Source organism: Streptomyces tremellae (assembly GCF_039540215.1).
GTDB lineage: Bacteria > Actinomycetota > Actinomycetes > Streptomycetales > Streptomycetaceae > Streptomyces > Streptomyces tremellae.
The window spans coordinates 16,045-39,051 of the sequence record NZ_BAABEP010000019.1 but is presented as its reverse complement, the minus strand read 5'-3'; the positions used below and the strand labels follow the sequence as shown (position 1 = coordinate 39,051).

Annotated in this window: 19 protein-coding genes; 13 read left to right on the top strand and 6 right to left on the bottom strand. The window is 75.1% G+C overall.

The genetic code is table 11. The features are described 5' to 3' along the window. Positions 1–677 precede the first annotated feature (677 nt). Entirely contained in the window at positions 678–1,517 is an 840-nt protein-coding gene (locus tag ABEA77_RS15770; protein WP_345647082.1) for an ABC transporter ATP-binding protein, read from the top strand. Here the strand turns inward: ABEA77_RS15770 and ABEA77_RS15765 are convergent. Further along, positions 1,486–1,869, bottom strand: a complete 384-nt coding sequence (locus ABEA77_RS15765) for a nuclear transport factor 2 family protein (protein ID WP_345647079.1) — start codon at positions 1,867–1,869, stop codon at positions 1,486–1,488. The two genes, ABEA77_RS15770 and ABEA77_RS15765, sit on opposite strands and share 32 nt — an antisense overlap. Next, complete coding sequence (locus tag ABEA77_RS15760) at positions 1,862–2,419, bottom strand: DUF1697 domain-containing protein (protein ID WP_345647076.1); 558 nt, start codon at positions 2,417–2,419, stop codon at positions 1,862–1,864. Before ABEA77_RS15760 ends, ABEA77_RS15765 begins: the two co-directional genes overlap by 8 nt. 145 nt (positions 2,420–2,564) lie before the next feature. On the opposite strand from ABEA77_RS15760, the gene ABEA77_RS15755 reads away from it, so the two are divergent. After that, positions 2,565–3,431, top strand: coding sequence for a phosphotransferase enzyme family protein (locus ABEA77_RS15755; protein WP_345647073.1), 867 nt, complete (start codon positions 2,565–2,567; stop codon positions 3,429–3,431). 24 nt (positions 3,432–3,455) lie between these two features. Here the strand turns inward: ABEA77_RS15755 and ABEA77_RS15750 are convergent, their stop codons facing one another. After that, on the bottom strand, positions 3,456–4,187 hold the full coding sequence (locus ABEA77_RS15750) for a 3'-5' exonuclease (RefSeq protein WP_345647070.1): 732 nt from the start codon (positions 4,185–4,187) through the stop codon (positions 3,456–3,458). Between the two features lie 103 nt (positions 4,188–4,290). Next, complete coding sequence (locus ABEA77_RS15745) at positions 4,291–5,526, bottom strand: SAV2148 family HEPN domain-containing protein (RefSeq protein ID WP_345647067.1); 1,236 nt, start codon at positions 5,524–5,526, stop codon at positions 4,291–4,293. 377 nt (positions 5,527–5,903) lie between these two features. Here ABEA77_RS15745 and glgX point away from each other — a divergent pair, with 377 nt between their 5' ends. From glgX to treY, 3 genes are all read left to right on the top strand, one after another. After that, the gene (gene glgX / locus ABEA77_RS15740) at positions 5,904–8,054 is read left to right on the top strand and encodes a glycogen debranching protein GlgX (RefSeq protein ID WP_345647065.1); all 2,151 of its coding nucleotides are present in this window, start codon (positions 5,904–5,906) and stop codon (positions 8,052–8,054) included. Between the two features lie 85 nt (positions 8,055–8,139). Then, positions 8,140–8,934 (top strand): GNAT family N-acetyltransferase, encoded by a 795-nt coding sequence (locus ABEA77_RS15735; protein ID WP_345647063.1) that lies wholly within the window; start codon positions 8,140–8,142, stop codon positions 8,932–8,934. A gap of 124 nt (positions 8,935–9,058) precedes the next feature. Then, positions 9,059–11,431, top strand: a complete 2,373-nt coding sequence (treY, locus tag ABEA77_RS15730) for a malto-oligosyltrehalose synthase (protein WP_345647061.1) — start codon at positions 9,059–9,061, stop codon at positions 11,429–11,431. Positions 11,432–11,442: 11 nt separating this feature from the next. Here the strand turns inward: treY and ABEA77_RS15725 are convergent, their stop codons facing one another. After that, entirely contained in the window at positions 11,443–11,991 is a 549-nt protein-coding gene (locus tag ABEA77_RS15725; RefSeq protein ID WP_345647059.1) for an FHA domain-containing protein, read from the bottom strand. A 161-nt stretch (positions 11,992–12,152) separates the two neighbouring features. Here ABEA77_RS15725 and treZ point away from each other — a divergent pair, with 161 nt between their 5' ends. Next, a complete protein-coding gene (gene treZ, locus ABEA77_RS15720; RefSeq protein WP_345647231.1) occupies positions 12,153–13,901 on the top strand; it encodes a malto-oligosyltrehalose trehalohydrolase in 1,749 nt (582 codons plus the stop codon). Positions 13,902–14,142: 241 nt separating this feature from the next. Here treZ and ABEA77_RS15715 read toward each other — a convergent pair whose 3' ends face one another. After that, a complete protein-coding gene (locus ABEA77_RS15715; protein ID WP_345647058.1) occupies positions 14,143–15,270 on the bottom strand; it encodes a M24 family metallopeptidase in 1,128 nt (375 codons plus the stop codon). A 119-nt stretch (positions 15,271–15,389) separates the two neighbouring features. Between ABEA77_RS15715 and ABEA77_RS15710 the strand changes: the two genes are divergently transcribed. Genes ABEA77_RS15710 through ABEA77_RS15680 form a run of 7 tightly spaced genes read left to right on the top strand, consistent with a single transcriptional unit; the run spans position 15,390 to position 22,979 of the window. Next, on the top strand, positions 15,390–16,739 hold the full coding sequence (locus tag ABEA77_RS15710) for an MFS transporter (protein WP_345647057.1): 1,350 nt from the start codon (positions 15,390–15,392) through the stop codon (positions 16,737–16,739). A 40-nt stretch (positions 16,740–16,779) separates the two neighbouring features. After that, a complete protein-coding gene (locus ABEA77_RS15705) occupies positions 16,780–17,238 on the top strand; it encodes a MaoC family dehydratase (RefSeq protein ID WP_345647056.1) in 459 nt (152 codons plus the stop codon). Then, the gene (locus tag ABEA77_RS15700; RefSeq protein WP_345647054.1) at positions 17,235–18,419 is read left to right on the top strand and encodes a CaiB/BaiF CoA transferase family protein; all 1,185 of its coding nucleotides are present in this window, start codon (positions 17,235–17,237) and stop codon (positions 18,417–18,419) included. The genes ABEA77_RS15705 and ABEA77_RS15700 overlap by 4 nt, the downstream gene beginning before the upstream one ends. Then, complete coding sequence (locus tag ABEA77_RS15695) at positions 18,416–19,429, top strand: hypothetical protein (protein WP_425588281.1); 1,014 nt, start codon at positions 18,416–18,418, stop codon at positions 19,427–19,429. The genes ABEA77_RS15700 and ABEA77_RS15695 overlap by 4 nt, the downstream gene beginning before the upstream one ends. Further along, complete coding sequence (locus ABEA77_RS15690) at positions 19,422–20,603, top strand: extracellular solute-binding protein (RefSeq protein ID WP_345647051.1); 1,182 nt, start codon at positions 19,422–19,424, stop codon at positions 20,601–20,603. Before ABEA77_RS15695 ends, ABEA77_RS15690 begins: the two co-directional genes overlap by 8 nt. Continuing rightward, positions 20,600–22,180, top strand: coding sequence for a class I adenylate-forming enzyme family protein (locus ABEA77_RS15685; protein WP_345647048.1), 1,581 nt, complete (start codon positions 20,600–20,602; stop codon positions 22,178–22,180). The genes ABEA77_RS15690 and ABEA77_RS15685 overlap by 4 nt, the downstream gene beginning before the upstream one ends. Positions 22,181–22,223: 43 nt before the next feature. Beyond that, positions 22,224–22,979: an IclR family transcriptional regulator gene (locus tag ABEA77_RS15680; protein ID WP_345647045.1), complete on the top strand. Its 756-nt coding sequence runs from the start codon at positions 22,224–22,226 to the stop codon at positions 22,977–22,979. The last annotated feature ends 28 nt before the right edge of the window (positions 22,980–23,007 follow it).

The window sequence follows — 23,007 nt, the reverse complement described above, 5'->3', positions numbered from 1 at the left end:
CGCACCCGGCCCCGGCCCCGCGGCAGACGGCACGGGGGCACGGCGGCACGGGGGCACGGCGGCACGGCGGCACGGACACCTTCCGCATCCCGGGACCCGCAGTCTGTGCGGGCCCCCACACGGACCCGCACGGACCCCCTCCGGCCCGGCACGCGCCGCGTCCCGCCCCGTACGCCCGACAGGCCACGCGATGTCGCAAGACGGCCACGGGGCCGGGGCTCCTGACCCCTGGTCGGGGACGACCGCACCGCCCGCGGCCGGAGCCCCGCCCACCGCCCGGCGGTCGGGCGCCCCGCCGTCCCCGCAGGTACCCGGGCCCCGGGCACACTCCGCGCGACCCCGCCGGCGCCGCGCGCCCCACCGTCCCCGCAGGTCCCGGGCGCTCCGTGGGTGCGGGCGCCCGGAGGGTCCCGGCGCGGGTGCCGGTACGATCGTGCGAAGGATCGGCTCCAGGATCCGCGAGCCACGACGGCCGGCGCGGGCGCCCCCGACCAGGGGGGCGGTGGGGCCGGCCGTGGCGCGGCGGCGTCCACAGCGCCGCGGCGGCGCCCTACCCGCACTTGCCAGGCCGGGGCACGAGACCGCGGCAGGGCCCGCGCCGGAGACACCGGACCGCGGGGATGACCCGGGCGCGCCCCTGCGCGTCCGCCGCGAACTGACCGAGGAGCACCACCCTGATGACCGTCGAGGACCCGGCGACCGTGCCGCCCACCGTCGTGGAAGTGACCGATATCGATGTGGTCCGCCAGGGCAGACTGCTGCTCGACTCGGTCTCGATGACCGTGCGGAGCGGCGAGCACTGGGCGCTGCTCGGCTCCAACGGAGCGGGCAAGTCGACCCTGCTCGGCATGGTCGGCGCGCTGACGCACCCGACGCGCGGCCGGGTGGAGGTGCTCGGCCGCACCCTGGGCCGGGTCGACCTGCGGGAACTGCGCACGTCCATCGGCCACGTCAACCCGCGCCATCCGCTGCGCTCGCCGCTGCGGGTGCTCGACGTGGCGCTGACCGGGCTGACGAACTCCGTGGAGCCGGTGCCCCGCTGGACCCCGCCCGCCGGGGAGCCGGAGCGCGCGCTGCGGCTGCTCGCCATGCTGGGCATGGGCGGCAAGGCGGAGGCGCGCTGGCCGACGCTGTCGCAGGGCGAGCGGGGCCGTACGCTCATCGCCCGCGCGCTGATGGCGCGCCCCCGGCTGCTGCTGCTCGACGAGCCCGCGACCGGGCTCGACCTGGCCGCCCGCGAGCAGCTGCTGAGCGCCCTCGACGCGTTGCGGCTCGCCCACCCCGAGCTGGCGACCGTGCTGGTCACGCACCACCTGGAGGAGCTGCCCGCGTCCACGACGCACGCGATGCTGCTGCGCGAGGGGCGGTGCGTGGGGTCGGGCCCGGCCGCGGAGGTGCTCACGACCGACCGGGTCAGCAAGTGCTTCGACCACCCGGTGCGGATCTCCCGCACGGACGGCAGGTGGACGGCGCGGGCGGACCGGATCAGCCCCGAGGAGGCACTTCCCCAGGAGTGAACGCCGTGCCCTGGTGGAAGTAGAGCAGCCACTCGCCGCCGGCGCGCCGCCACACCGAGCTGCGGTGCGCGCGTCGGCGGCCGGCCTCCACGTCGAAGGTCACGTGCACCACGCCGTCGGCGAGTTCCACGGAGTCGAGGCGCGAGACGGTCGGGGGCGGGCCCGCAGGTCCCCTGGCACGCGGCTCCGCCACGAAGGTCTCCCGGTTCCAGCAGCGGCCCGAGGAGCCGAAGGACAGGAACTCCGGGTGGAGCGGGGCGGCGAGCCCGGCGGGCGAGCCCTGCACCGCGGGGTCGAGGAAGCACAGCTCCGCCTCGATGACGGCGGCCGTGGCGGGCGAGGCGTCAGCCACGGGTGAGTTCCATCAGTCGGACGGCGGTGTTCCAGTTGCGGCTGGTGGCGACCACGCCCGGGTAACGCGCCGGCCTGCCGAGCGCCGCGGCGAGCTTCGAACGGCCCACGCCGTCCGGTGCCAGCAGGTAGAGGGCGCGGTCGCCGAGGCGGAACTCCTCGGGGAGGTACGCGCCGGGGTCGAGGTCCGCGAGGCGGGCCGGATCCACCGGCGCGGAGAAGTACGTGACGTGCAGCTGCCGGCCCTTAAGCGCGTGCGCGTCGAACGGGCAGCCGGCCACGACCGCTTCGAGGTACGCGGCGTCGCGCACGACGCAGCCGGTCCCGGAGCCGAAGCGTTCGCGGAGCGCCGCCTCGATACGGGCGCGCAGCGCGTCGTCGGCCGGCCGGTCGTCGCCGGGGGTGCGGAAGACCGCGTTGCCGCTGCGCAGACGGGTGCGGACCGCTTCGAGGCCGAGCCCGCCGAGGGTCTCGCGCAGGCCGGCCATGGGGACCTGCGTGCTGCCGCTGACGTCGATCCCGCGCAGCAGGACGGCGTACGACGTGGTCATGCGGGACACGACAGGGCGGCGCGACGGCCCGGGAGGCAAGGCGCGAGTGGCCCGCGGAGGCGGTGGGCGGCGGCGGCGCGCGGGGTGAGAGGGTGGTGCGCCGACAGACGTATCCGGCGGCGCACGTGAGCGAGTGATCTTCCCCATGGACGAGGCTCAGGCCAGGGACATCCTCAGGGCCGCGGGGCTGCCGCGGTCCGCCGAGCTGATCGCGCTCGGCGAGAACGCGGTGTTCGCCGCGGGGGACCTCGTGGTGAAGGTGGGCAGGGACGCGGCGCGCGCGCCCGAGCTGTGGGAGCGCGCGGAGCGCGAGGTGGCGCTCGCCGGGTGGCTGGCAGGCGCGGGGGTGCCCGCGGTGCGCGCGGCCGAGCCGCACGCGCGCCGGGTGGCGGGCCATCCGGTGACGCTGTGGCACCGGCTGCCCGCGGCGGTGCGCCCCGCGGAGCCCGTGGACCTCGCGGAGCCGCTGCTGCGGGTGCACGCGCTGGCGGCGCCCCGGGACCTGGCGCTGCCGCGGCGCGAGCTGCTCGGCGGGGTGGAGCGCTGGCTGCGGCTCGCGGGGGACGCGATCGATCCGGCGGACGCGGCCTATCTGCGGGAGCGCAGGGACGGCTTCGCGGAGCGCGCGGCCGCCCTGACGCCGCATCTGCCGCCGGGCCCGATCCACGGGGACGCGCTGCCGCGCAATGTGCAGGTGACCGCGGACGGCCCCGTCCTTGTGGACCTGGAGACCTTCTCCCGCGACCTGCGGGAGCACGACCTGGTGGTCCTCGCGCTCTCCCTCGACCGGTACGGCCTCGACCCCGCCGCGTACGACGCCTTCACGGCGGCCTACGGCTGGGACGTGCGGGAGTGGGAGGGCTGCGCCGTGCTGCGGGGCGCCAGGGAGACCGCGAGCTGCGCGTGGGTGGCGCAGCACGCCCCGGCCAATCCGGCGGCGCGCGCGGAGTTCGCGCGGCGGGTGGCCTCGCTGCGCGCCGGTGACCCGGAGGTGCGCTGGTACCCGTTCTGAGCCGCGGGGCCGCGGGGCCGGCGCTCAGCCGCGGTGTGCGGCGCCGGTGTCCGCGGCCGGCACGGCGAACCTGGCCCGCAGCGGCCAGTCGCGGTCCACGCTCGCGTCCGCGTCGCCCTTGCGGCGCAGGAAGCCCTCGAAGTCCTCGGCCCACGCCGCGTACCAGGCGGTCTGCCGCTCGTGGAGCTCGCCGGCGGTGAGCGCGGCGACCTTCGGGTGCCTGCCCGCTATCGCGGTCGCGACCCGGACCGCGGCGAGGGCGTCGGCGACGGCCTCGTGGGCCGCGTCGAGCACCACGCCGTACTCCCCGCAGACGGCCTCCAGGGTGCGCTTGCCCTTGCGGTAGCGGTCGACGGCCCGGTCGATGGTGTACGGGTCGACGACCGGGCCGAGCGGCCCGAGCGGCGGCAGGCCGTGCCGTTCGAGCTCGGCGCAGAGCAGCGTCAGGTCGAAGGCCGCGTTGTAGGCGACCACCGGCACGCCGCGCGCCCAGGCGCCGCGCAGCGCGTCCGCGACCTCCGCGGCCACCTCGCCGGCCGGCCGGCCCTCGGCCGCGGCGCGCTCACTGCTGATGCCGTGCACGGCGGACGCCTGAGCAGGGATCAGCACACCGGGGTCGGCGAGCCAGGTGCGGCTCTCCACCACCTCGCCCCCGGCGGCCTCCACCACCGCGGCGGAGACGATCCTCGCCTCCAGCGGTTCCGTGCCCGTCGTCTCCAGGTCGAATCCGGCCAGCGGTCCCCCGTGCCACGTCATCCTGACTTCCCCTCACCGTGCGGCCCCGCCGCGCCGTTGTGCCCCCGTACTCTCACTCCCCACACCCTCGCACGCGGCACTGACAGCGGCGCGGGCCCCGCGCTCAGGAGACCGGCCGCGAATCCGCCCAGAACGTCTCGAACTCCTCGCGGTAGACCTCGAAGAGGCCGTGCTCGGTGCCCCGTCCCGCGCGCACCACCTCGCGTCCGCCGCCGCGCAGCACCAGCACCGGGGTCTCGATGCCGCGCGCGGTGCGCAGGTACGACTGGACGACGGCGAGCCCGCCGGGGCCGTCGCCGTCGACGAGGTAGGCGGTGAAGCGGGGCGTCTCGTCGAAGACGTGTATCTCGAAGGCGCCGGGGTCGCGGAGCTTGGCGCGCACGCGGCGCATGTGCAGGATGTTCATCTCGACGGTGCGGCTCAGCTCGCCCTTGCGGAGCTGGAGCTCGCGCTCGCGGCGCTTGACGGCGCTGCTCGCCGGGTTGAGGAAGAGCAGCCGCACCCGGCAGCCCGACTCGGCGAGCCGGATCAGCCGCCTGCCGGAGAAGTTCTGCGCCAGCAGGTTGAGGCCGATGCCGATCGCGTCGACCCGGTGGGCGCCGCCGAAGAGGTCCTCGGCAGGGAACTCGCGCTGGAGCCTGACCCGGTCGGGGTGGACGGAGACCACGTCCGCGTACCGGTCGCCGACCAGGTCCTCGACCGCGTCGACCGGCAGCCTCGCGTCCTCGGCGGGCCCGCCGCCCGCGCCGCCGAGCAGGGCGAGCAGCCGGGCGCAGGCACGCTCGGCCTGGGCGAGGACCGTCTCGGACAGGGCGCGGTTGCGGGAGACGGCGTTGCGGGCGACCTCCAGCTCGTCGAGGACGAGTTCAAGATCGCGCCGGTCGCGCAGGTACGGCTCGAAGCAGGGCCAGTGCTGCACGGTCAGCTCGCGCAGCTGGGGCAGGGTGAGGAAGCAGAGGACGTCGTCGTCCGCGGGGTCGAGCAGGTAGCCCTTGCGGCGGGAGACCTCCCGCACGGCGGCGGCGCGCTGCACCCACTCCTGCCCTGCCGGCCCGGCCGCGGCGATGACCCAGTCGTCGCCGTGGTGGGGCTCGTAGACGGGCCGCAGGACGGCGGCGACGACGGCGCGCATCCGCTGCTCGACGAGATTCAGCCAGACGTAGGCGCGGCCGGCTCTGCGGGCCCGGGTGCGCACCCCGGTCCAGGCGTCCGCGTCCCAGTCCAGCTCCGCGCCGATGTCCACCGGGCGCGCGACGGACACCGCGCCCGCCGGGACGGCACCCGCCTCACCCTCGTGACCTGGGCCACCGGGGGGTAGCTCCAGCCCTCCCGAGCTCACCCGCGCACCGCCCCTTCCCCGCCGCCGGGAGACCTTCCGGCGATCCAAGTGATCAACCCCAGTGATCGACGAAGATTACTCCGACGACCGCGCGCGACGCATCAGGAACGGCCAGGCCGATTCCCAACTCCCGCCTCCGTGGCCGATGTTCTGCGGTTCCCGCATGCACCTTTCCATACTGAACACACCTTTTGCACGGGTGGTGCGCCCCGGCGCGCGCCGTACGAGGGGAGGCGCACGCGCCCTCCGGCAGGGCCCCGGGCACATGGCGCAGGCATCCCCTGGGAACGGGGGTGCTAGGTACTGACCCGACTTTCGGGGAAGATCTGCGGGAAGAGACCGGCACCACCCGGATCAGAAATGGAAGAGTTTCGTCTATGCAGATCTGGCCGGGGCACAGGTATCCCCTGGGCGCCACGTACGACGGCGCAGGCACCAACTTCGCGGTCTACTCCGAGGCGGCGGACCGGATCGAGTTGTGCCTGCTGCACGACGACGGTTCCGAGACCGCGGTCGAACTGCGGGAGACCGACGCGTTCGTCCGGCACGCGTACCTGCCGGGGGTGATGCCGGGCCAGCGCTACGGCTTCCGCGTGCACGGGCCGTACGCGCCGGAGAAGGGCCTGCGGTGCAACTCCGCGAAGCTGCTGCTCGACCCGTACGCGCGCGCCATCAGCGGCAGCGTCGAGTGGGGCGAGGCGGTGTACGGCTACCACTTCGGCAGGCCCGACTCCCGCAACGACATGGACTCGGCGCCGCACACGATGTCGTCGGTCGTCGTCAACCCGTACTTCGACTGGGGCAACGACCGCCCGCCGCGCACCGACTACCACCGCACGGTGATCTACGAGGCCCATGTGAAGGGCCTGACGATGCTGCACCCCGCGCTCCCCGACGAGCTGCGGGGCACCTACGCGGGGCTCGCCCACCCGGCGGTGATCGAGCACCTGACGGAGCTCGGGGTGACGGCGCTCGAACTGATGCCCGTACACCAGTTCGTCAACGACCACCGGCTGGCGGACGCCGGGCTCGCGAACTACTGGGGCTACAACACCATCGGCTTCTTCGCGCCGCACAACGCCTACGCCTCCTGGGGCGACCGCGGCGAACAGGTGCTGGAGTTCAAGCAGGCCGTCAAGGCGCTGCACGAGGCGGGCATCGAGGTCATCCTCGACGTGGTCTACAACCACACGGCCGAGGGCAACCACCTCGGCCCGACGCTCTCCTTCCGCGGCCTGGACAACCCGCAGTACTACCGGCTCGCGGAAGACCCCCGCTACTACATGGACACCACGGGCACCGGCAACTCGCTGCTGATGCGCTCGCCCCACGTGCTCCAGCTGATCATGGACTCGCTGCGGTACTGGGTCACCGAGATGCACGTCGACGGCTTCCGCTTCGACCTCGCGGCCACCCTGGCCCGGCAGTTCCACGAGGTCGACCGGCTGTCCTCGTTCTTCGACCTGGTCCAGCAGGACCCGGTCGTCAGCCAGGTCAAGCTGATCGCCGAGCCGTGGGACGTCGGCGAGGGCGGCTACCAGGTCGGCAACTTCCCGCCGCTGTGGACCGAGTGGAACGGCAAGTACCGCGACACGGTGCGGGACCTGTGGCGCGGCGAGCCGCGTACCCTGGCGGAGTTCGCGTCCCGGCTGACCGGGTCCTCCGACCTCTACCAGGACGACGGCAGGCGGCCCCTCGCCTCGATCAACTTCGCCACCTGCCACGACGGCTTCACGCTGCACGACCTCGTCGCGTACAACGGCAAGCACAACGAGGCCAACGGCGAGGACAACCGGGACGGCGAGAGCCACAACAGGTCCTGGAACTGCGGCGCCGAGGGCCCGACCGACGACCCGGAGATCCTGGAGCTGCGCCGCCGCCAGATGCGCAACTTCACGGCGACGCTGCTGCTGTCGCAGGGCGTGCCGATGCTCAGCCACGGCGACGAGTTCGCCAGGACGCAGGGCGGCAACAACAACGCCTACTGCCAGGACAACGAGGTCTCGTGGGTGCACTGGCCCGACCCCGACGCGAAGGCCGAGGACGGGTCGCCGGCCGGCGGCCCCGAGGGCGAGTCGATGCTCGCCTTCACCCGGGCGATGGTCTGGCTGCGCCGCGACCACCCGGTGTTCAGGCGGCGCCGCTTCTTCCACGGCAGGCCCGTGGAGGGCACCCACGACGAGCTGTCCGACATCGCGTGGTTCACGCCCGAGGGCGAGGAGATGACGCAGCAGGACTGGCAGGCGGCGAGCGCGAGCGCCATGACCGTGTTCCTCAACGGGCACGCGATCTCCGAGCCCGGACCGCGCGGCGAGCGGATCTCCGACGACTCGTTCCTGCTGATGTTCAACGCGAGCCCGGACGACCTGGAGTTCCTCGTGCCCGTCAACCACGGCAGGCAGTGGCGGGTCGTGGTGGACACGGCGCGGCCCGGGGGTGTGCCCGCGGGAGGGGGCCCGACGATCGACGGCGGGGAGCGGACCACCCTGACGAGCCGCAGCATGGTCGTCCTGATGCGCCCGGCGTGACGGCCCCGCGCCGGGCGGCCTGTCACGCCGGGCGCCGGGGCAAAACGAGTTGCCCGGGGTCCCGCGCGGTGGTGCAGTGCGGTTCATGGAAGACTCCGAGCTACGCGCCGCGCGCGCCCTGTTCGACCGGCGGATGCGGCGGGAGGCCGGGCCGGACGGCGGCGCGCGCGTGGACCGCACAGCGCGCGCCGTGCGCCAGGCCGGCGGACCCGACGACTGGAACGGCGTGCTCTGGTCGGACCTCGACGAGGCGACGGCCGACGCGGAGATCGCCGCGCAGAAGGCGCACTTCGCGGCCCTCGGCCTGCCCTTCGAGTGGAAGCTGTACGCGCACGACGGGCCGCGGGACCTCGGCGAGCGGCTCGCCGCCGCGGGCCTCGTGCCCGAACCGGCGGAGGCGCTGATGGTCGCCGCGACCGCGGAGGTCGTCGAGCGCACGGCGGACGTCCGACTGCCCGACGGGGTGCGGCTCGCGCGGGTCACGGACCCGGCGGGGGTCGCGCTGATGGCGGACGTGCACGCGCGGGTGTTCGGCCGTCCCTCGTCCTTCCCCGCCCGGCTTGAGCGGCAGCTCGCCGAGGCACAGGACACGGTCTGGGCGGCCGTCGCGCTCGCGGGCGACACGCCGGTCTGCGCGGCCCGCGCCGAGCTGCCGCCCGGCAAGGAGTTCGCGAGCCTGTGGGGCGGCGGTACGCTGCCCGAGTGGCGCGGCCGGGGCGTCTACCGCGCGCTGGTGGCGCGGCGCGCGCGGGTCGCCGAGCGGCGCGGCTACCCGTACCTGCAGGTCGACGCGTCCGACCGGAGCCGTCCGATCCTGGAGCGGCTCGGCTTCGTCCGGCTCACCACGACCACGCCGTACGTGTACGCCCCGGACGCCTGAGCGCCCGGCGGCTCCCCGCACGCCCCGCACCTGTCCGCAGCCCCTACGCGACCTCCCGGACGTACGAGTGACCGAATCCGCCGCCCATGACACGGAACGCGCCGCACGGGGTACGTACGTGTCCATGACGCCCACCGCGACCTACCGGCTCCAGCTCCAGCCCGACTTCCCGTTCGCCGCGGCCGAGAAGGCCGTGCCCTACCTCGCCGCGCTCGGCGTCTCGCACCTGCACCTGTCGCCCGTACTGGAAGCCGTGCCCGGTTCCACCCACGGCTACGACGTGACGGACCACGCCTCCGTACGGGCCGAACTCGGCGGCGAGGAGGGGCTGCGGCAGCTGGCGCGGCGGGCCGGGGAGCACGGGCTCGGCATCGTGCTGGACATCGTGCCGAACCACATGGCGATGTCGCCGCGCCACAACCGGGTGCTGCGCGAGGTGCTGCGGGAGGGGCAGGCGTCCCCGTACGCCCGCTGGTTCGACATCGACTGGGAGGCGGGCGGCGGCAAGGTGCTGCTGCCGGTCCTGCCGGGGCCGCTCGGCGGGGAGCTCGGGCAGCTGCGCGTCGAGGACGGCGAGCTGTGCCACGGCGAGCAGCGCTTCCCGCTGGCGCCCGGCACCGAGGACCTGCCGCTGCCGCGGCTGCTCGACGCGCAGCACTACCGGCTCGCCTGGTGGCGGCTGGCCCGCACGGAGCTCAACTACCGCAGGTTCTTCACCATCTCCGACCTCATCGGGGTGCGCGTGGAGGACCCAGCGGTGTTCGCGGAGAGCCACGCGAAGATCCTTGAACTGGTGCGCGACGGCGTGGTGGACGGGCTGCGGATCGACCACCCCGACGGGCTCGCCGACCCCGAGGAGTACCTGCGGCGGCTGAGCGGGGCGACGGGCGGCTGCTGGACGGTCGTGGAGAAGATCCTCTCCGACGAGGAGCGGCTGCCCGCCGCGTGGGCCGTCGCGGGCACCACCGGCTACGACGCGCTGCGCCGCGTGGACGGGCTGTTCACCGACCCGGTCGGCGCAGGGCAGCTGGAGCGGCGCTTCCGCGAGGTCGTCGCCCCCGCCGAGGACCGCGGCGGGTACTGGGAGCCGACGGTCCGCAGGGCCGCCTACCGGGTGCTGCTGCACGAACTGGCCGCGGAGACGGCCTTCCTGGTGCGCACGGCGAGCCGGGTCTGCGCCGCGGACCCCGCCCTGCGGGACCACGCCCCCTGGGCGCTGGAGACCGCGATCAGGGAGCTGCTCGTGCGGATGGAGGTGTACCGGCCCTACGCGGTGGCGGGGGGGCCGCGCACCGAGGCGGCGGCCTCGGCGATCCCGCAGGAGACGGTGCGGGAGGCGAAGGCGGTGTTCGCGGTCCCCGAGGAGGCGGCCGCGGTCGACGTCGTGCGGGAGCTGGCGCTCGGGGGGCTCGGAACGGGCCCCGGCCAGGCGGCGTTCTGCGCGCGGTTCGCGCAGACCTCGTCGGCGCTGCGGGCCAAGTCGGTCGAGGACACGGCGTTCTACCGGTTCCTGCCGCTGCTTTCGGCCAACGAGGTGGGCGGCGAGCCGGCGGCCCCTGCCGTGAGCCCGGACGCCTTCCACGCGTTCTGCGAGCGGATCGCCCGCGACTGGCCGGCCACCGGCACGGTGCTGACCACCCATGACACCAAGCGCAGCGCGGACGTGCGGGCGGGCATCGCGGTGCTCTCGCAGTGCCCGCGCTGGTGGGACGACCTGCTGGCACAGGTGGCGGGCGTGGCCGCGCCCGACCCGCTGGTCGCCTGGCAGGCGTGGCAGACGGCGCTCGGCTTCACCCCGGCGGGCGACACGGCGGACGTCGACGCGGCGCTCGCCGCCGCGCCCGAAGGGGAGCGCATGGAGGGCGCGTTGCTCAAGTCGGTGCGCGAGGCCGGTCTTCGCACCAGCTGGACCGAGGGTGACCCGCGGTTCGAGCAGGCCGTGAGGGACTTCGTCGCGGCGGGCCCGGCGGGCGCAGCGCGGCGCACGGTCGCCCACTTCAGCCGGGCCCTCGACCCGTACGTGCGCGCAGCCGCGCTCGGCGCGGCGCTGGTGCACCTGACGATGCCGGGCGTCCCCGACCTGTACCAGGGCACGGAGCGCGACTACCACGCGCTGGTCGACCCGGACAACCGGGCGCGCTTCCGGCCCGGGCCGCCGGACGAGAAGACGGTCGTGACGACGGCCGCGCTCCAGCTGCGCCGCGCGCGGCCCGCCGCCTTCGGCGAGTCGGGGACGTACGCGCGGCTCGACGCGGACGGTCCCGCGGCGGAGCACTGCCTGGCGTTCGCCAGGTCGGGCGAGGTCGTCACCGCGGTCACCCGGCTGCCACTGCGCCTCGCGGAGGCGGGCGGCTGGGCGGGCACGGCGCTGCGGCTGCCGCCCGGCACCTGGCGGGACGTACTCGCGGCGCCGCCCCGGGTCTTCGAGGGCGGAGAGGTGCCGCTGGCCGGGCTGTTCGCGGACCGGCCGGTCGCCCTGCTCGCCAAGGAGGTGTGAGCGGGGAGCGGTCAGCGGGTGGCGATGCGGAAGCCCATCCGGCCGAAGGAGACCCGGTCGCCCTCGCCGACGACCGCGGCGCCCACGACACGGCGGCCGTTGACGGTCGTGCCGTTGGTCGAGCCCAGGTCGCGCAGCACCCACACGCCGTCCCGCGCCGTGAGTTCCGCGTGGTGCCTGGAGACCGTGTCATGGGTGAGGCGCAGGCCGTTGGCCGGGTCGCGGCCGATCCGCAGCGGGTACGGGGAGGGCCGTGGAAGCAGCAGTTTCGGCAGCCGCTCCGCCTGCCACGCCGTGCGGAGCCTGAGCGAGAAGGCCGACAGGCGGCCGACCGCTCCGAACACCCGCCGCGACAGACGGCCCTCGTCCTCCAGATCGGCCGTCAGGAGCTTCAGCTCGTCCGCGCGGCGCGCCGAGAGCACGAGGTCCATACGGCGCAGGAAGGTGTCCTGGGACAGCCGTCCGGCCGCCACGCCCTCCCGCAGCACCGCGAGGACGCGGTCGCGCTCGGCGTCGGAGGGCCGCGCCGGGTATACGGGCCTTTCGAAGGAGGACGTCACACACCGGATTGTCCAGCCGGCGGGCCGCGGGTGTCCAGACGGTGCCCGTCGAGGGGCGGGCGCGGGAACCTCGGGTCCGCACGGCGCGCTGCACCCGCGGACAGCGGTGCGGCTTGCCACCATGGAGGCACGTGATGAGCACGGCAGGACGAGGGGGATTCGTGCGGTTCGAGGTGTGGGCGCCGCAGGCGGCGGAAGAGGTCGTGCTGCGGCTCGACGGCGGGGACGTGCCGATGCGGCGCGGCCCGGCCGGGGGCGGCTGGTGGACGGCCGAGGCGCCGGCGGGCGACGGCAGCAGGTACGGGTTCGCGCTGGACGGCGGGCCCGTCCTGCCCGACCCGCGCTCGCGCCGCCAGCCGGACGGCCCCGACGGGCTGAGCGCGGTGGTCGGCCCCGCGGCGTACGAGCGGCGGGTGCCGTGGGCGGGCAGGCCGCTGTCGGGCGCCGTGCTGTACGAGCTGCACGTGGGCACGTACACCCGGGAGGGCACCCTGGACGCGGCGGCGGGACACCTGGCGGAGCTCACGGAACTCGGCGTCACACACGTCGAGTTGATGCCGCTGTGCCCCTTTCCCGGCACCCATGGCTGGGGGTACGAGGGGGTGTCGCTGTGGGCGGTGCACGAGCCCTACGGCGGGCCCGCGGCGCTGGCGCGCTTCGTGGACGCGGCGCACGCGCAGGGGCTCGGGGTGGTGCTCGACGTGGTCCACAACCACCTGGGCCCCTCGGGCAACCACCTGCCCGCGTTCGGCCCGTACTTCACTAAGACGCACCACACGCCGTGGGGCGCGGCGGTGAACCTGGACGCGCCGGGCTCCGACGAGGTGCGGGAGTTCCTGCTGGGCAGCGCCCTCGCCTGGCTGCGGGACTTCGGGCTCGACGGGCTGCGGCTCGACGCGGTGCACGCGCTCGCCGACACGCGGGCGCTGACGTTCCTTGAGGAGCTGTCCTCGCGGGTGGACTCGCTGGCCGCGGAGACGGGTCGGCCGCTGTTCCTGATCGCCGAGTCCGACCTGTGCGACCCGCGCACCACGACGCCGCGCGCGGCGGGCGGCCTCGGCCTGCACGCCCAGTGGAACGACGACTTCCACCACGCGCTGCACACGGCGCTCACCGGCGAGTCCCAGGGCTACTACGCGGACTTCGCACGGGCGCCGCTCGCCGCGCTGGCGAAGACGCTCACCCGCGTGTTCTTCCACGACGGCACGTACTCCTCGTTCCGCGGCAGGACGCACGGCAGGCCCGTGGACCGCGCGCACACCCCCGCGCACCGCTTCCTCGGCTACGCGCAGACGCACGACCAGGTCGGCAACCGCGCACAGGGCGACCGGCTCTCCGCGACGCTCTCCCCCGGCCTGCTGGCCTGCGCGGCCGCGCTCGTCCTGACGGGGCCGCACACGCCGATGCTGTTCATGGGCGAGGAGTGGGGGGCGGGCACGCCCTGGCAGTTCTTCACCGACCACCGGGACCCCGAACTCGCCGAGGCCGTACGCACCGGCAGGCGGCGGGAGTTCGCGGCGCACGGCTGGGCGGCCGAGGACATCCCCGACCCGCAGGACCCGGCGACGAGGGACCGCTCCTGCCTCGACCGCGCGGAGCGGGGGCGCGAGCCGCACGCGCGGCTGCTCGCCTGGCACCGCGAGCTGATCGCGCTGCGCGCGGCCGAGCCCGACCTGACGGACCCGGACCTGGCCGCGGTGGGTGTCGTCTTCGACGAGGCGGAGCGCTGGCTCGCCTTCCGCAGGGGCGACGTCGAGGTGGCGGTGAACCTGTCCGACGTGCCGCGCGCGGTCCCGCTGGGCGGCGGGCCGCACACGGTCCTCGCCTCCTGGTCGCCCCTCGGCCCCCCGGGCGCGGACGGCGTGCTGCACCTGCCGGCCGCCTGCGCCGTGGTCCTGCGCGGCGCCTGAGCGGGCGGCCGTGCCCCGGCGGCGCCCCGCCGGGCCCGGACGACGCGGCTGAGCTGTGGCCCGGACGCGGGGCCCCGCCGTCCGGTCGCCGGGCCGGGCACGGGGCACATGCCGCGGCGGGGCTGTCAGCGGTGCGCGACCTGCCCCGCCCGGCGGGGCGGGCGCGCCCACCGGGTCGTCGAGTCGCGCGCCGGCCCGGACACGGCGCGGCCGGACGGCCGAATTCCCCGCGCGGCGGGGGCTATTCGACGATCGCGAGCTCCCTCGGGGTGTTGTTGAGGCGACGGCCGCCGGTCCCGGTCACCGCCACGATGTCCTCGATCCGCACCCCGAACCGCCCCGGCAGATAGATCCCCGGCTCGACGGAGAAGCACATGCCCGGCACGAGCGGGCGCTCCTCGCCCTCGATCATGTACGGGGGTTCGTGGGTGGTGACGCCGATGCCGTGCCCGGTGCGGTGGATGAAGTACGGGCCGTACCCCGCGTCCTCGATGACCGCGCGCGCCGCCCGGTCCACGTCCTGGCAGGCGGCGCCGGGCCGCACGGCGGCGCACCCGGCCTCCTGCGCGGCGCGCACGGTGTCGTGGACGCGCCGCTCCTCGGGCGTGGGCTCGCCGACGTGCACGGTGCGGGTGGTGTCGGAGCCGTAGCCGTCCTTGAGGCCGCCGAAGTCGAGGACCACCATGTCGCCCTCGGCGACGACCCGCTCGCCCGCCTCGTGGTGCGGGTCGGCGCCGTTGGGCCCCGAGCCGACGACGGTGAAGTCGACCTGCGAGTGGCCGTGCGCGAGCAGCAGCGCCGCGAGGTCGGCGGCGATCTCCGACTCCCTGCGCCCGGCGAAGCGGACCCGCAGGATCTCCTCGTAGGCGGCGTCGGCGGCGGCGCCCGCGGCGGCCACCCGCGCCAGCTCGCGGTCGTCCTTGACGGCGCGCAGCATCGGCAGCACGTCGGACAGGCCCCGGTAGGCGGTGCGCGGCAGCGCCCGCTGGAGCGCGAGCAGGTGCAGCGACCAGGCGTTGTCGCTGATGCCGAAGGCGCCTTCAGGGTCGAGCAGCGCCGTGGCCGCCGCATAGGGGTCGTCCGCGTCGGTCCACGGGCGGAGCGTGAGCGCGGCGGCGCCCGGCGCCCGTGCGGCGTCGCCCGCTTCGAGGGCGGGCACCACGAGGTGAGGCGCGCCGTGCGCGGGGACGACCAGGAGCGTCAGGCGCTCGGTGTCGGCGGTGGGCCGGTAGCCGGTGAGGTGCGCCAGGTCGGGTCCCGGCGCGACGAGCAGGCCGGCGAGCCCGGCCTCGGCCGCGGAGGCGGCGGCCCTGGCGATGCGGGCGCGGTAGTCGTCGGCGGTGAAGGGCGCGGCTGCGGTGGAGGACATCCCCTCATGGTGCGGGTCCGTTTCGCGCGGCGCACGGCCATTGACATCGCGCGGAGGGTGATCGCAGGATGTTGTCCGAGTCAGACGACAGTGTCTGATATATCGGACGAGGAGGTTCGATGGTGCGTACCCAGGTGGACGGCGAGCGGCGGAAGGGCTCGGCCCCCGCCCGCCGCTTCCGGCTCCGTTGGGCGATGCTCGGCGCCGCATCGGTCGTCCTCGTGCTGAACTACGCCGACCGCTCGGCCCTGGGCGTCGCGGGGCCGACGATGATGCGGGAACTGCACATCTCCAACTCCCAGTTCGGGGTCATCACCGCCGTGTTCTTCGTCGGGTACGCCCCGTTCTGCTTCATCGGCGGGCACTTCGCCGACCGGTACGGCCCGCGCCGGGTCATGGCGTACGCCGCCGGGCTGTGGAGCGTGTGCGTGGCGCTCACCGGGGTCGCCGCGGGGTTCATCAGCCTGCTGGTGGTCCGCTTCGGATTCGGCTTCGGCGAGGGGCCGCAGGGCGCGGTCACCACGAAGCTCGCGTCGAACTGGTTCCCGCAGCGGGAGATGGGCCGGGCCGTCGGGGTGGCCCAGGCCGGCACGCCGCTGGGCGGCGCCATCGGCACCCCCGTCGTCGCCGGGCTCATCGCCTGGACCGGGGACTGGCGCATCCCGTTCGTCATCCTCGGCGTCCTCGGCGGGCTCGTCACCCTCGGCTGGTGGGTCGTCGTACGCGACTCCCCCGACTTCCACCCGCTGGCGAGCGCGCGCGACAGCGCGGACATCGCCGCGGGGCGCATCGCGCCGGCCGAGGGCGAGGCCGGGAACGGCGAGGACGGGGGCGAGGCCCCCGCGGTGCGCACGCTCGTCCGCCGCCCCCTGGTCCTGGCGGTCGCGGTCGCCTTCTTCGGCTACTCCTGGGTGCTCTACACCTTCCTGTCCTGGTTCCCGGTCTATCTGACCGACGAGCAGGGCGTCGACATCAAGAGCATCGCTCTCGCGGGCGCGGTCCCCTGGATCTTCGGCGTCGTCGGCTACCTGAGCGGGGGCACGCTCGCCGACCGGCTGGCCGAGCGCACGGGCGAGCCGCGCCGCGCCCGCGCGGTGGTCATCGTCGCGGGGCTGGTCGTCACCGCGGCCCTGCTGTGCTCGACGAGCCTCGTCTCCAGCGCGTGGGCCGCGGTCGCCCTGATGTCCGCCGTGGTGTTCATGCTCTACCTGACGGGCGGCCAGTACTTCGTCATCGTGACCGACACGGTGCCCCGTTCGCGGGTGGGCTCCGTCACCGGCTTCGTCCACTTCGTCGCGAATCTCTCGGGCATCTTCGCACCGCTCCTCGTGGGGCTTCTGATCGACTCCACGGGGTCCTGGAACCTCACCTTCGGGGTGTCGGCCGCCGTCGCCCTCGCGGGCGCGGCGACACTCGCGGTCCCCGGCCTGCGCCCGGACCGCGCACGCGCCGCGCGGAAGACGCGCTGAGAGACATACGCACAGGGATACGCGCAGAGAGGGAGGCACAGTGCCCGGCTGGACCACATACGAGCGCTTCTTCGAGGAGTACGAGGTCGGCGAGACCGACCCCGAGCGCGCCAAGACCATCGACCAGGCGGATGTGAACGTCTTCGCGGGGCTGACCCTCGACTTCCATCCGGCCCACACGGACGAGACGTTCGCCCGGGAGCGCTACGGCGGCCGGCTCGTGCACGGCGTGCTGACCTTCGCGCTGGTGACCGGGTTGTGCGTCGAGTACAACCTGCGGGCCATCTCCTACGGGTACGAGCGCCTCCGCTTCCCCCGTCCCGTGTACGCGGGCGACACGGTCCGCGCGACCGCCACGGTGGTCGCGGTCGAGCCCCACGCCAGGAACCCCGCCATCGGCCTGGTGACCAAGGAGTACACCGGGCGCAACCAGGACGGCGCGGTGGTGATGGCCTGCCGCCATCTGCTCGCGGTCGACCGCAGGGAGGCGCTGGCATGACGGGCTTCCTCGACGCGTACCGGGGCGAGGGCCCGCTGCGCGGCGTGACCGTACTCGACTTCAGCCAGATGATGATGGGGCCGCTCGCCACCCAGTTGCTCGGCGACCTCGGCGCGCTGGTGATCAAGGTGGAGCGCCCGGGTACCGGCGAGTGGGAGCGCGGCTACCTGCCGCGCGGCACCCGGCTCGACGGCGAGTCGCCGTACTTCCTCGCGATGAACAGGAACAAGCTGAGCGTCACCGCGGACCTCAGGGACCCCGGGGACACCGCCTTCCTCAAGGACCTCGTCGGCCGCTGCGACGCGGTGGTGGAGAACTTCCGCCCGGGCGTGATGGACCGGCTCGGACTCGGCTACGAGGACCTCCTCGCCCACAACCCGCGCCTCGTCTACGCCTCCGGGTCCGGATACGGGGCACGGGGCCCCGACGTGCGCAGGCCGGGGCAGGACATGCTGGTGCAGGCGGCGAGCGGCCTCGCGGCGCACAGCGGCCCCGCCGACCGGCCGCCCACCCCGGTGGCCGCGCCCGTGCTCGACGCCTCCACCGCCTTCGTCCTCGGCCTCTCCCTGGTCTCCGCTGTGCTCGACGCCCGCGAGAACGGCACGCCCCGGCACGTCGAGGCCAGCCTGCTCGGGACGTCGCTGCTCATCCAGTGCCAGGAGGCGCTGGTCGCGATGAACACGGACCTGCGGTGGGAGCGCAGCGCGACCGGGATCGCCGCTCCGTGGACGGACTCCCCGTACGGCGTCTACGCCACGGCGGACGGCCATCTCGCCGTCGCGATGACCCCGCGCACCACCTTGGCAGCCGTCTTCGACCTCCCGGCCGACGCCGTCGCCGCGGGCGACGACGAGTGGTTCGCACGCCGTGAGGAGATCGACGCGCTGATCAGGGAGCAGCTCACGGCGGCCGGCACCGCCGACTGGCTCGCCCGGCTCGACGAGGCCGGGATCTGGGCCGCGCCCGTACGGGAGCTGGCCGACGTCGTCGAGACCCCGCAGGTGGCCGCCAACGGCTACGTGCGGACTGTCCGCACCGGCCGGGACCGGCCGGTGCGCGTCGTCGGTCTGCCGGTCTCGATGACCGGCGTCGACGACATCGACCGGCTGCCGCCCCCGGCGGTCGGCGAACACAACGAACTGATCCGCAACGCGGTCCACGACAGGGAGTCCCAGCAGTGACACGGTCGACGACAAGCCAGCACGGCACCGAGCCCCTCGTGCCGGGAGCAGCCCCCCTGCGCGGGCTCGGCATAGCGGCCCCGGCGGGCCCGCCCGCCTCCGCCGGGCGCTTCCCCGACGGCGGGGCGTGGCGGCTGGAGATCCCTTCCGTCGAGGGGCCCGTGCCCCTGGCGGCCGTCGCGGAGGAGGCCGCGCGGCTCGGGGTGCCCGTCCACCGGGTCAGCCAGGGCAGCGGCGTGATGATGCTGTCGGACACCGAGATCCGCGACATGGTCGCGCTGTGCGCGGAGTCGGACATCGAACTCTGCCTCTTCCTCGGCCCCCGCGGCACCTGGGACATCGGCGGCGGTGTGCGGAGCTCCTCGGGAGCCGCGGGCCCCCGGGCCCGCGGCTACACGCAGCTCGCCCACTGCCTCGCGGACGCCGAGCGCGCCGCGGCCCTGGGCGTGCGCAATCTGCTGGTCGCCGACGAGGGCGTGCTGTGGGCGTGCCACCGGCTGCGCGAACGCGCCGAGCTGCCCGGGGACCTGCGCTTCAAGGTGTCGGTGCTCTCCGCGCCGGTGAACCCCGTCTCGTTCGCGCTGCTCGGACAGCTCGGGGCCGACTCGGTCAACGTGCCCTCCGACCTGACGGTGGGCCAGGTGGCGGAGCTGCGCGCCGCGAGCCCGCTGGCCATGGACTTCTATCTGGAGGCACCGGACGACGTCGGCGGGTTCGTACGGCTGCACGACGCGGCCGAACTGATCCGCGTGGGCGCCCCGCTGTACCTGAAGCTCGGGCTGCGCAACGCCCCCGGCCTGTACCCGGTGGGCCGCCATCTGCTGACCGCGGCCACGGAGACGGCGCGTGAACGGGTGCGCAGGGCACGGCTCGTCCTGGACCGCCTCGACGCGTTCGGCGCGGACCTGCCGGGCCCTTCGCCGCGCCCGGCGTCCGCGCTGCCGCGCCCGGTGCGCCTCGTACCGGTGGCGGAGGCCGCAGACGCCGAGGGGGGTCCTGCCGATGTCTGAGCTCAGGGGCATGGCCTGGGACCACCCGCGGGGCGTCGCCCCGCTGCTCGCCGCCTCCGAGGTGTTCGCCGAGCGCTACGGCACGGAGGTGCGCTGGGACGCCAGACCGCTGCGCGGCTTCGAGGAGCAGTCGGTCGCCGAACTCGCCGCCCGTTACGACGTGATCGCCATCGACCACCCCTTCATGGGCAGCGCATTCGCCGAGGGCGCGCTGCTGCCGCTCGACTCCCTGCTGCCCGACGCGTTCACGGCCGAGCTGCGGAGCGCCTCCGTCGGGCCCAGCTGGGAGAGCTACCGCTGGGAGGGCAGCAGCTGGGCCGTACCGGTCGACGCCGCCGCCCAGGTCGCCGCGTACCGGCAGGACCTGCTGCGGGAGGCGGGCGCCGCGGTGCCGGCCACCTGGGCGGAGGTCCAGGCCCTGGCCGACGGCGCGGGCCGGGGCCTGGTGGCGCTGCCCGCGAACGGCACCCACCTCCTGCTCGCCCTCGCGACCGTCTGCCACGGCCTGGCCCGGGGAGGCGGCACGGGTGCCGACCTCGCACCCGCCTGGTGGGGCGAGGACGGCATCGACCCCGAGGTGGGCGAGCCCGCCCTGGAGATCCTGCTGCGGCTGCTGGCGAAGGCCCACCCGATGTCCCTGGAGTCGGACCCCATCCAGGTGTTCGAGCGGATGACCCGCACCGACGAGATCTCCTACGTGCCGGTGGCCTTCGGATACTCCACCTACGCGCGCGCCGACCAGGTGCCGCGGCCCGCGGTGTTCACGGCGGTGCCGAGTCCCGACGGGCGGCTGCGCGGCGGCATGCTCGGCGGCGTCGGTCTCGCCGTGTCCCGGCGGCTCGCGGACCCGGAGCGCCTGGTGCCGTTCCTCGAACTGGTCGCGGGCGCCGCGTTCCAGTCGGGCCCGTACGCCGCGTGCGGGGGTCAGCCGGCGCACCGGGCGGCCTGGACGTCCCCCGAGGTCAACGACGGCTGTCCCGGCTTCTTCGCGCCCACGCTCGACGCGCTGGACGTGTCGTTCGTCCGCCCGCGCGCGGCCTGGTACCCGAGGTTCCAGAGGGAGGGCGGCGAGGTGCTGCACGAGGCCGTGCGGGCCGGGGCGGGTCCCACGGCCGCCCTTGCGGCACTGCGCCGCTGCCAGCAGTCCGTACGTGAGGCATATTCTCCCTCATGACTTCCGCACCGCACCGGGACACGGCAGGGCCCGTGCCGGCCCACGCGCGGGGCACGTACGCCTCCTGCCTCGCCGCCGCTCACCGCCGCTTCGCGCGGCGCGACGCGTTCGTCGCCGGCCCCGGCGCGGCGGTCGGTTTCGCCGAGGCGGAGCGCAGGGCCGCTTCGGTCGTGGGCGGGCTGCGGGCGCTCGGACTCCGGCCGGGCGCCCGGGTGGTGATCGCCCTGGAGAACGACGTGCGGGCAATGCTGGCGGAGCGCGCGGTCATGCTGTGGGGCATCACCCGGGTCGGCGTCAGCGCGCGCATGCACCCGCTGGAGGTCGCCCACGTGGTGGCGGACAGCGGCGCCTCAGTGCTCCTGTGCGAGGACCGGCATGCCGACGGCCTCCCCGCCGACCTGCGGCGCCGGGTCGCGGTCGTGGCCCGGGACAGCGGGCACAGCACGGGACCCGGCCTCGCCGAGCTGTGCGCGGGCACCGCGGACCCGGGGTGCTGGCCCGGCGCGACCCCGGACTCGGCCGCCTCGCTGATGTACACGTCGGGCACCACCGGGCGGCCGAAGGGCGCCGTCAACTCCCAGGCCGCGTGGGCGTCGATGGCCGGGGCCGTCGCGTCCTTCCTGCCGCCGGTCGCGGAGGGCGACGTGCTCCTGCACGCGGCGCCCTTCGCACACTTCAGCGGGTCCGTGGGCGCCGCGTACGCCACGCGCGGCGGCGCGTATGCGGCGCTGCCGAAGTTCGAGCCCGCCGCCCTCGCGGACGCCGTGGAGCGCGTCGGCGCGACCTGCCTCCCCCTCGTGCCCACCATGCTCGCCGACCTGGTCAGGGCCGTAGAGTCGGGGGCGGCCAGGGTGCCGCGCGGCCTGCGGGCCGTGCCGTACGGCGGCTCCACCGTCTCGCCCCGCACCGTGGTGCGCGCCCGCGAGCTGCTCGGCGACGTGCTGGTGCAGTTCTACGGGGCGAGCGAGGCGCTGATCCCGACGACCGTGCTCTCCCGGGCCGCGCACCGGGACCTGCGCGCCGACGCCCCCGCGGTACCGGCCGGGGTGCCGGGCCCCGGGACGCGGCTGCGGCTGCGCGAGCCGCGGGACGGCGTCGGCGAGATCGAGGTCAGGGGCCCCCGCACGATGTCCGGCTACTGGGGCGACCGCGCGCGCACCGGGCAGGTCCTCGGCGCGGACGGCTGGCTCGCGACGGGCGACGCCGGCCGGCTCGGCCCCGGCCGGGTCCTCTTCATCACGGGGCGCACCCGCGAGGTGATCATCTCGGGCGGGTTCAACGTCTACCCGGCTGAGGTGGAGCGCGTCATCGACGGGCTGCCGCAGGTGGCGGAGAGCGCGGTGTTCGCCGTGCCGCACGAGCGCTGGGGCGAGTGCGTGGCCGCCGCGGTCGCGCCGCGCCCCGGCCGCACCGTCACACCGGAGTCGGTCGTCGCGGCGTGCGGGCGCGAGCTGGCGTCGTACAAGAAGCCCGTGCTCGTCGAGATCGTCGAGCGTCTCCCGAGGACCAGCACGGGCAAGGTCGACAGGCGGGCGCTCTCGCGGTCCGCGGCGAAGAGATCGGAGCAGTCGGCATGAGCGAGCACCCCACGGCCCACCGGGCGGGGACGGAGGCGATCACATGAGGCTGGTGCCCGGACTCGACCGCGGCATGCGCGTCCTCGACCTGCTGGCGCGGCGCGGCGAGCCGATATCGGCGTCCGCCCTGGCGCGGGAGCTGGACATCCCGCGGAGCGCGGTCTACGAGATCATCAACACGCTGCTCGTCCACAACGCGGTCAGGCAGCATCCGGGCGGCCTCATCGGCCTCGGCCACCAGACCCTGGTGCTGGGCAGCGCCTACGGCGCCTCGCTCGACCTGGTCACCCTGGCCCAGCCCATCGCGCGCGACGTCATGCTCGCCTGCGAGGAGACGGTGCAGCTCGGCTTCCTCGAAGACCGGCACGTCGTCTATCTGGTGAAGGCGGACTCGCCGCGCCCGGTCCGCCTGGTCTCGCGGGTCGGCTCCCGGGTCCCCGCGCACTGCACGGCGCTCGGCAAGATGCTGCTCGCGAGCCTGCCCGCGGAGGAGCTCGACCGCAGGGTGGGCCGGGTCGAGCTCGAACAGCTCACCCCGGCTTCCATCACGGATCCCACGGTCCTCAGGGAGAACCTGGCCGAGGCGCGCGCGCAGGGATACGCCTGGGAGTACGGGGAGTCCAACGACGAGGTCGCCTGTGTCGCGGCCCCGGTCCGCGACGCGGACGGCCGCGTGGTGGCCGCCATGAGCATCTCGGCGCCTGTCGGGAGGGTCACGGGCCGCCGCGAGGAGCTGCTCACCGTACTGGCCGGGGGTGCGGACCGGCTCTCCGCCTCCCTCGGCCACAGCCCCCGCTGACCCGCCGCCCCGCACCCCGTCCCGCTGG

Excerpts from the sequence above, each read along its gene's own strand:
- glgX (WP_345647065.1), top strand. The coding sequence starts at position 5,904 with ATGCAGATCTGGCCGGGGCACAGGTATCCCCTGGGCGCCACGTACGAC.
- treY (WP_345647061.1), top strand. The coding sequence starts at position 9,059 with ATGACGCCCACCGCGACCTACCGGCTCCAGCTCCAGCCCGACTTCCCG.
- ABEA77_RS15750 (WP_345647070.1), bottom strand. The coding sequence starts at position 4,187 with ATGACGTGGCACGGGGGACCGCTGGCCGGATTCGACCTGGAGACGACG.
- ABEA77_RS15770 (WP_345647082.1), top strand. The coding sequence starts at position 678 with ATGACCGTCGAGGACCCGGCGACCGTGCCGCCCACCGTCGTGGAAGTG.
- ABEA77_RS15685 (WP_345647048.1), top strand. The coding sequence starts at position 20,600 with ATGACTTCCGCACCGCACCGGGACACGGCAGGGCCCGTGCCGGCCCAC.
- ABEA77_RS15735 (WP_345647063.1), top strand. The coding sequence starts at position 8,140 with ATGGAAGACTCCGAGCTACGCGCCGCGCGCGCCCTGTTCGACCGGCGG.
- ABEA77_RS15715 (WP_345647058.1), bottom strand. The coding sequence starts at position 15,270 with ATGTCCTCCACCGCAGCCGCGCCCTTCACCGCCGACGACTACCGCGCC.
- ABEA77_RS15680 (WP_345647045.1), top strand. The coding sequence starts at position 22,224 with ATGAGGCTGGTGCCCGGACTCGACCGCGGCATGCGCGTCCTCGACCTG.
- ABEA77_RS15760 (WP_345647076.1), bottom strand. The coding sequence starts at position 2,419 with ATGACCACGTCGTACGCCGTCCTGCTGCGCGGGATCGACGTCAGCGGC.
- ABEA77_RS15690 (WP_345647051.1), top strand. The coding sequence starts at position 19,422 with ATGTCTGAGCTCAGGGGCATGGCCTGGGACCACCCGCGGGGCGTCGCC.
- ABEA77_RS15755 (WP_345647073.1), top strand. The coding sequence starts at position 2,565 with ATGGACGAGGCTCAGGCCAGGGACATCCTCAGGGCCGCGGGGCTGCCG.
- ABEA77_RS15710 (WP_345647057.1), top strand. The coding sequence starts at position 15,390 with ATGGTGCGTACCCAGGTGGACGGCGAGCGGCGGAAGGGCTCGGCCCCC.
- ABEA77_RS15700 (WP_345647054.1), top strand. The coding sequence starts at position 17,235 with ATGACGGGCTTCCTCGACGCGTACCGGGGCGAGGGCCCGCTGCGCGGC.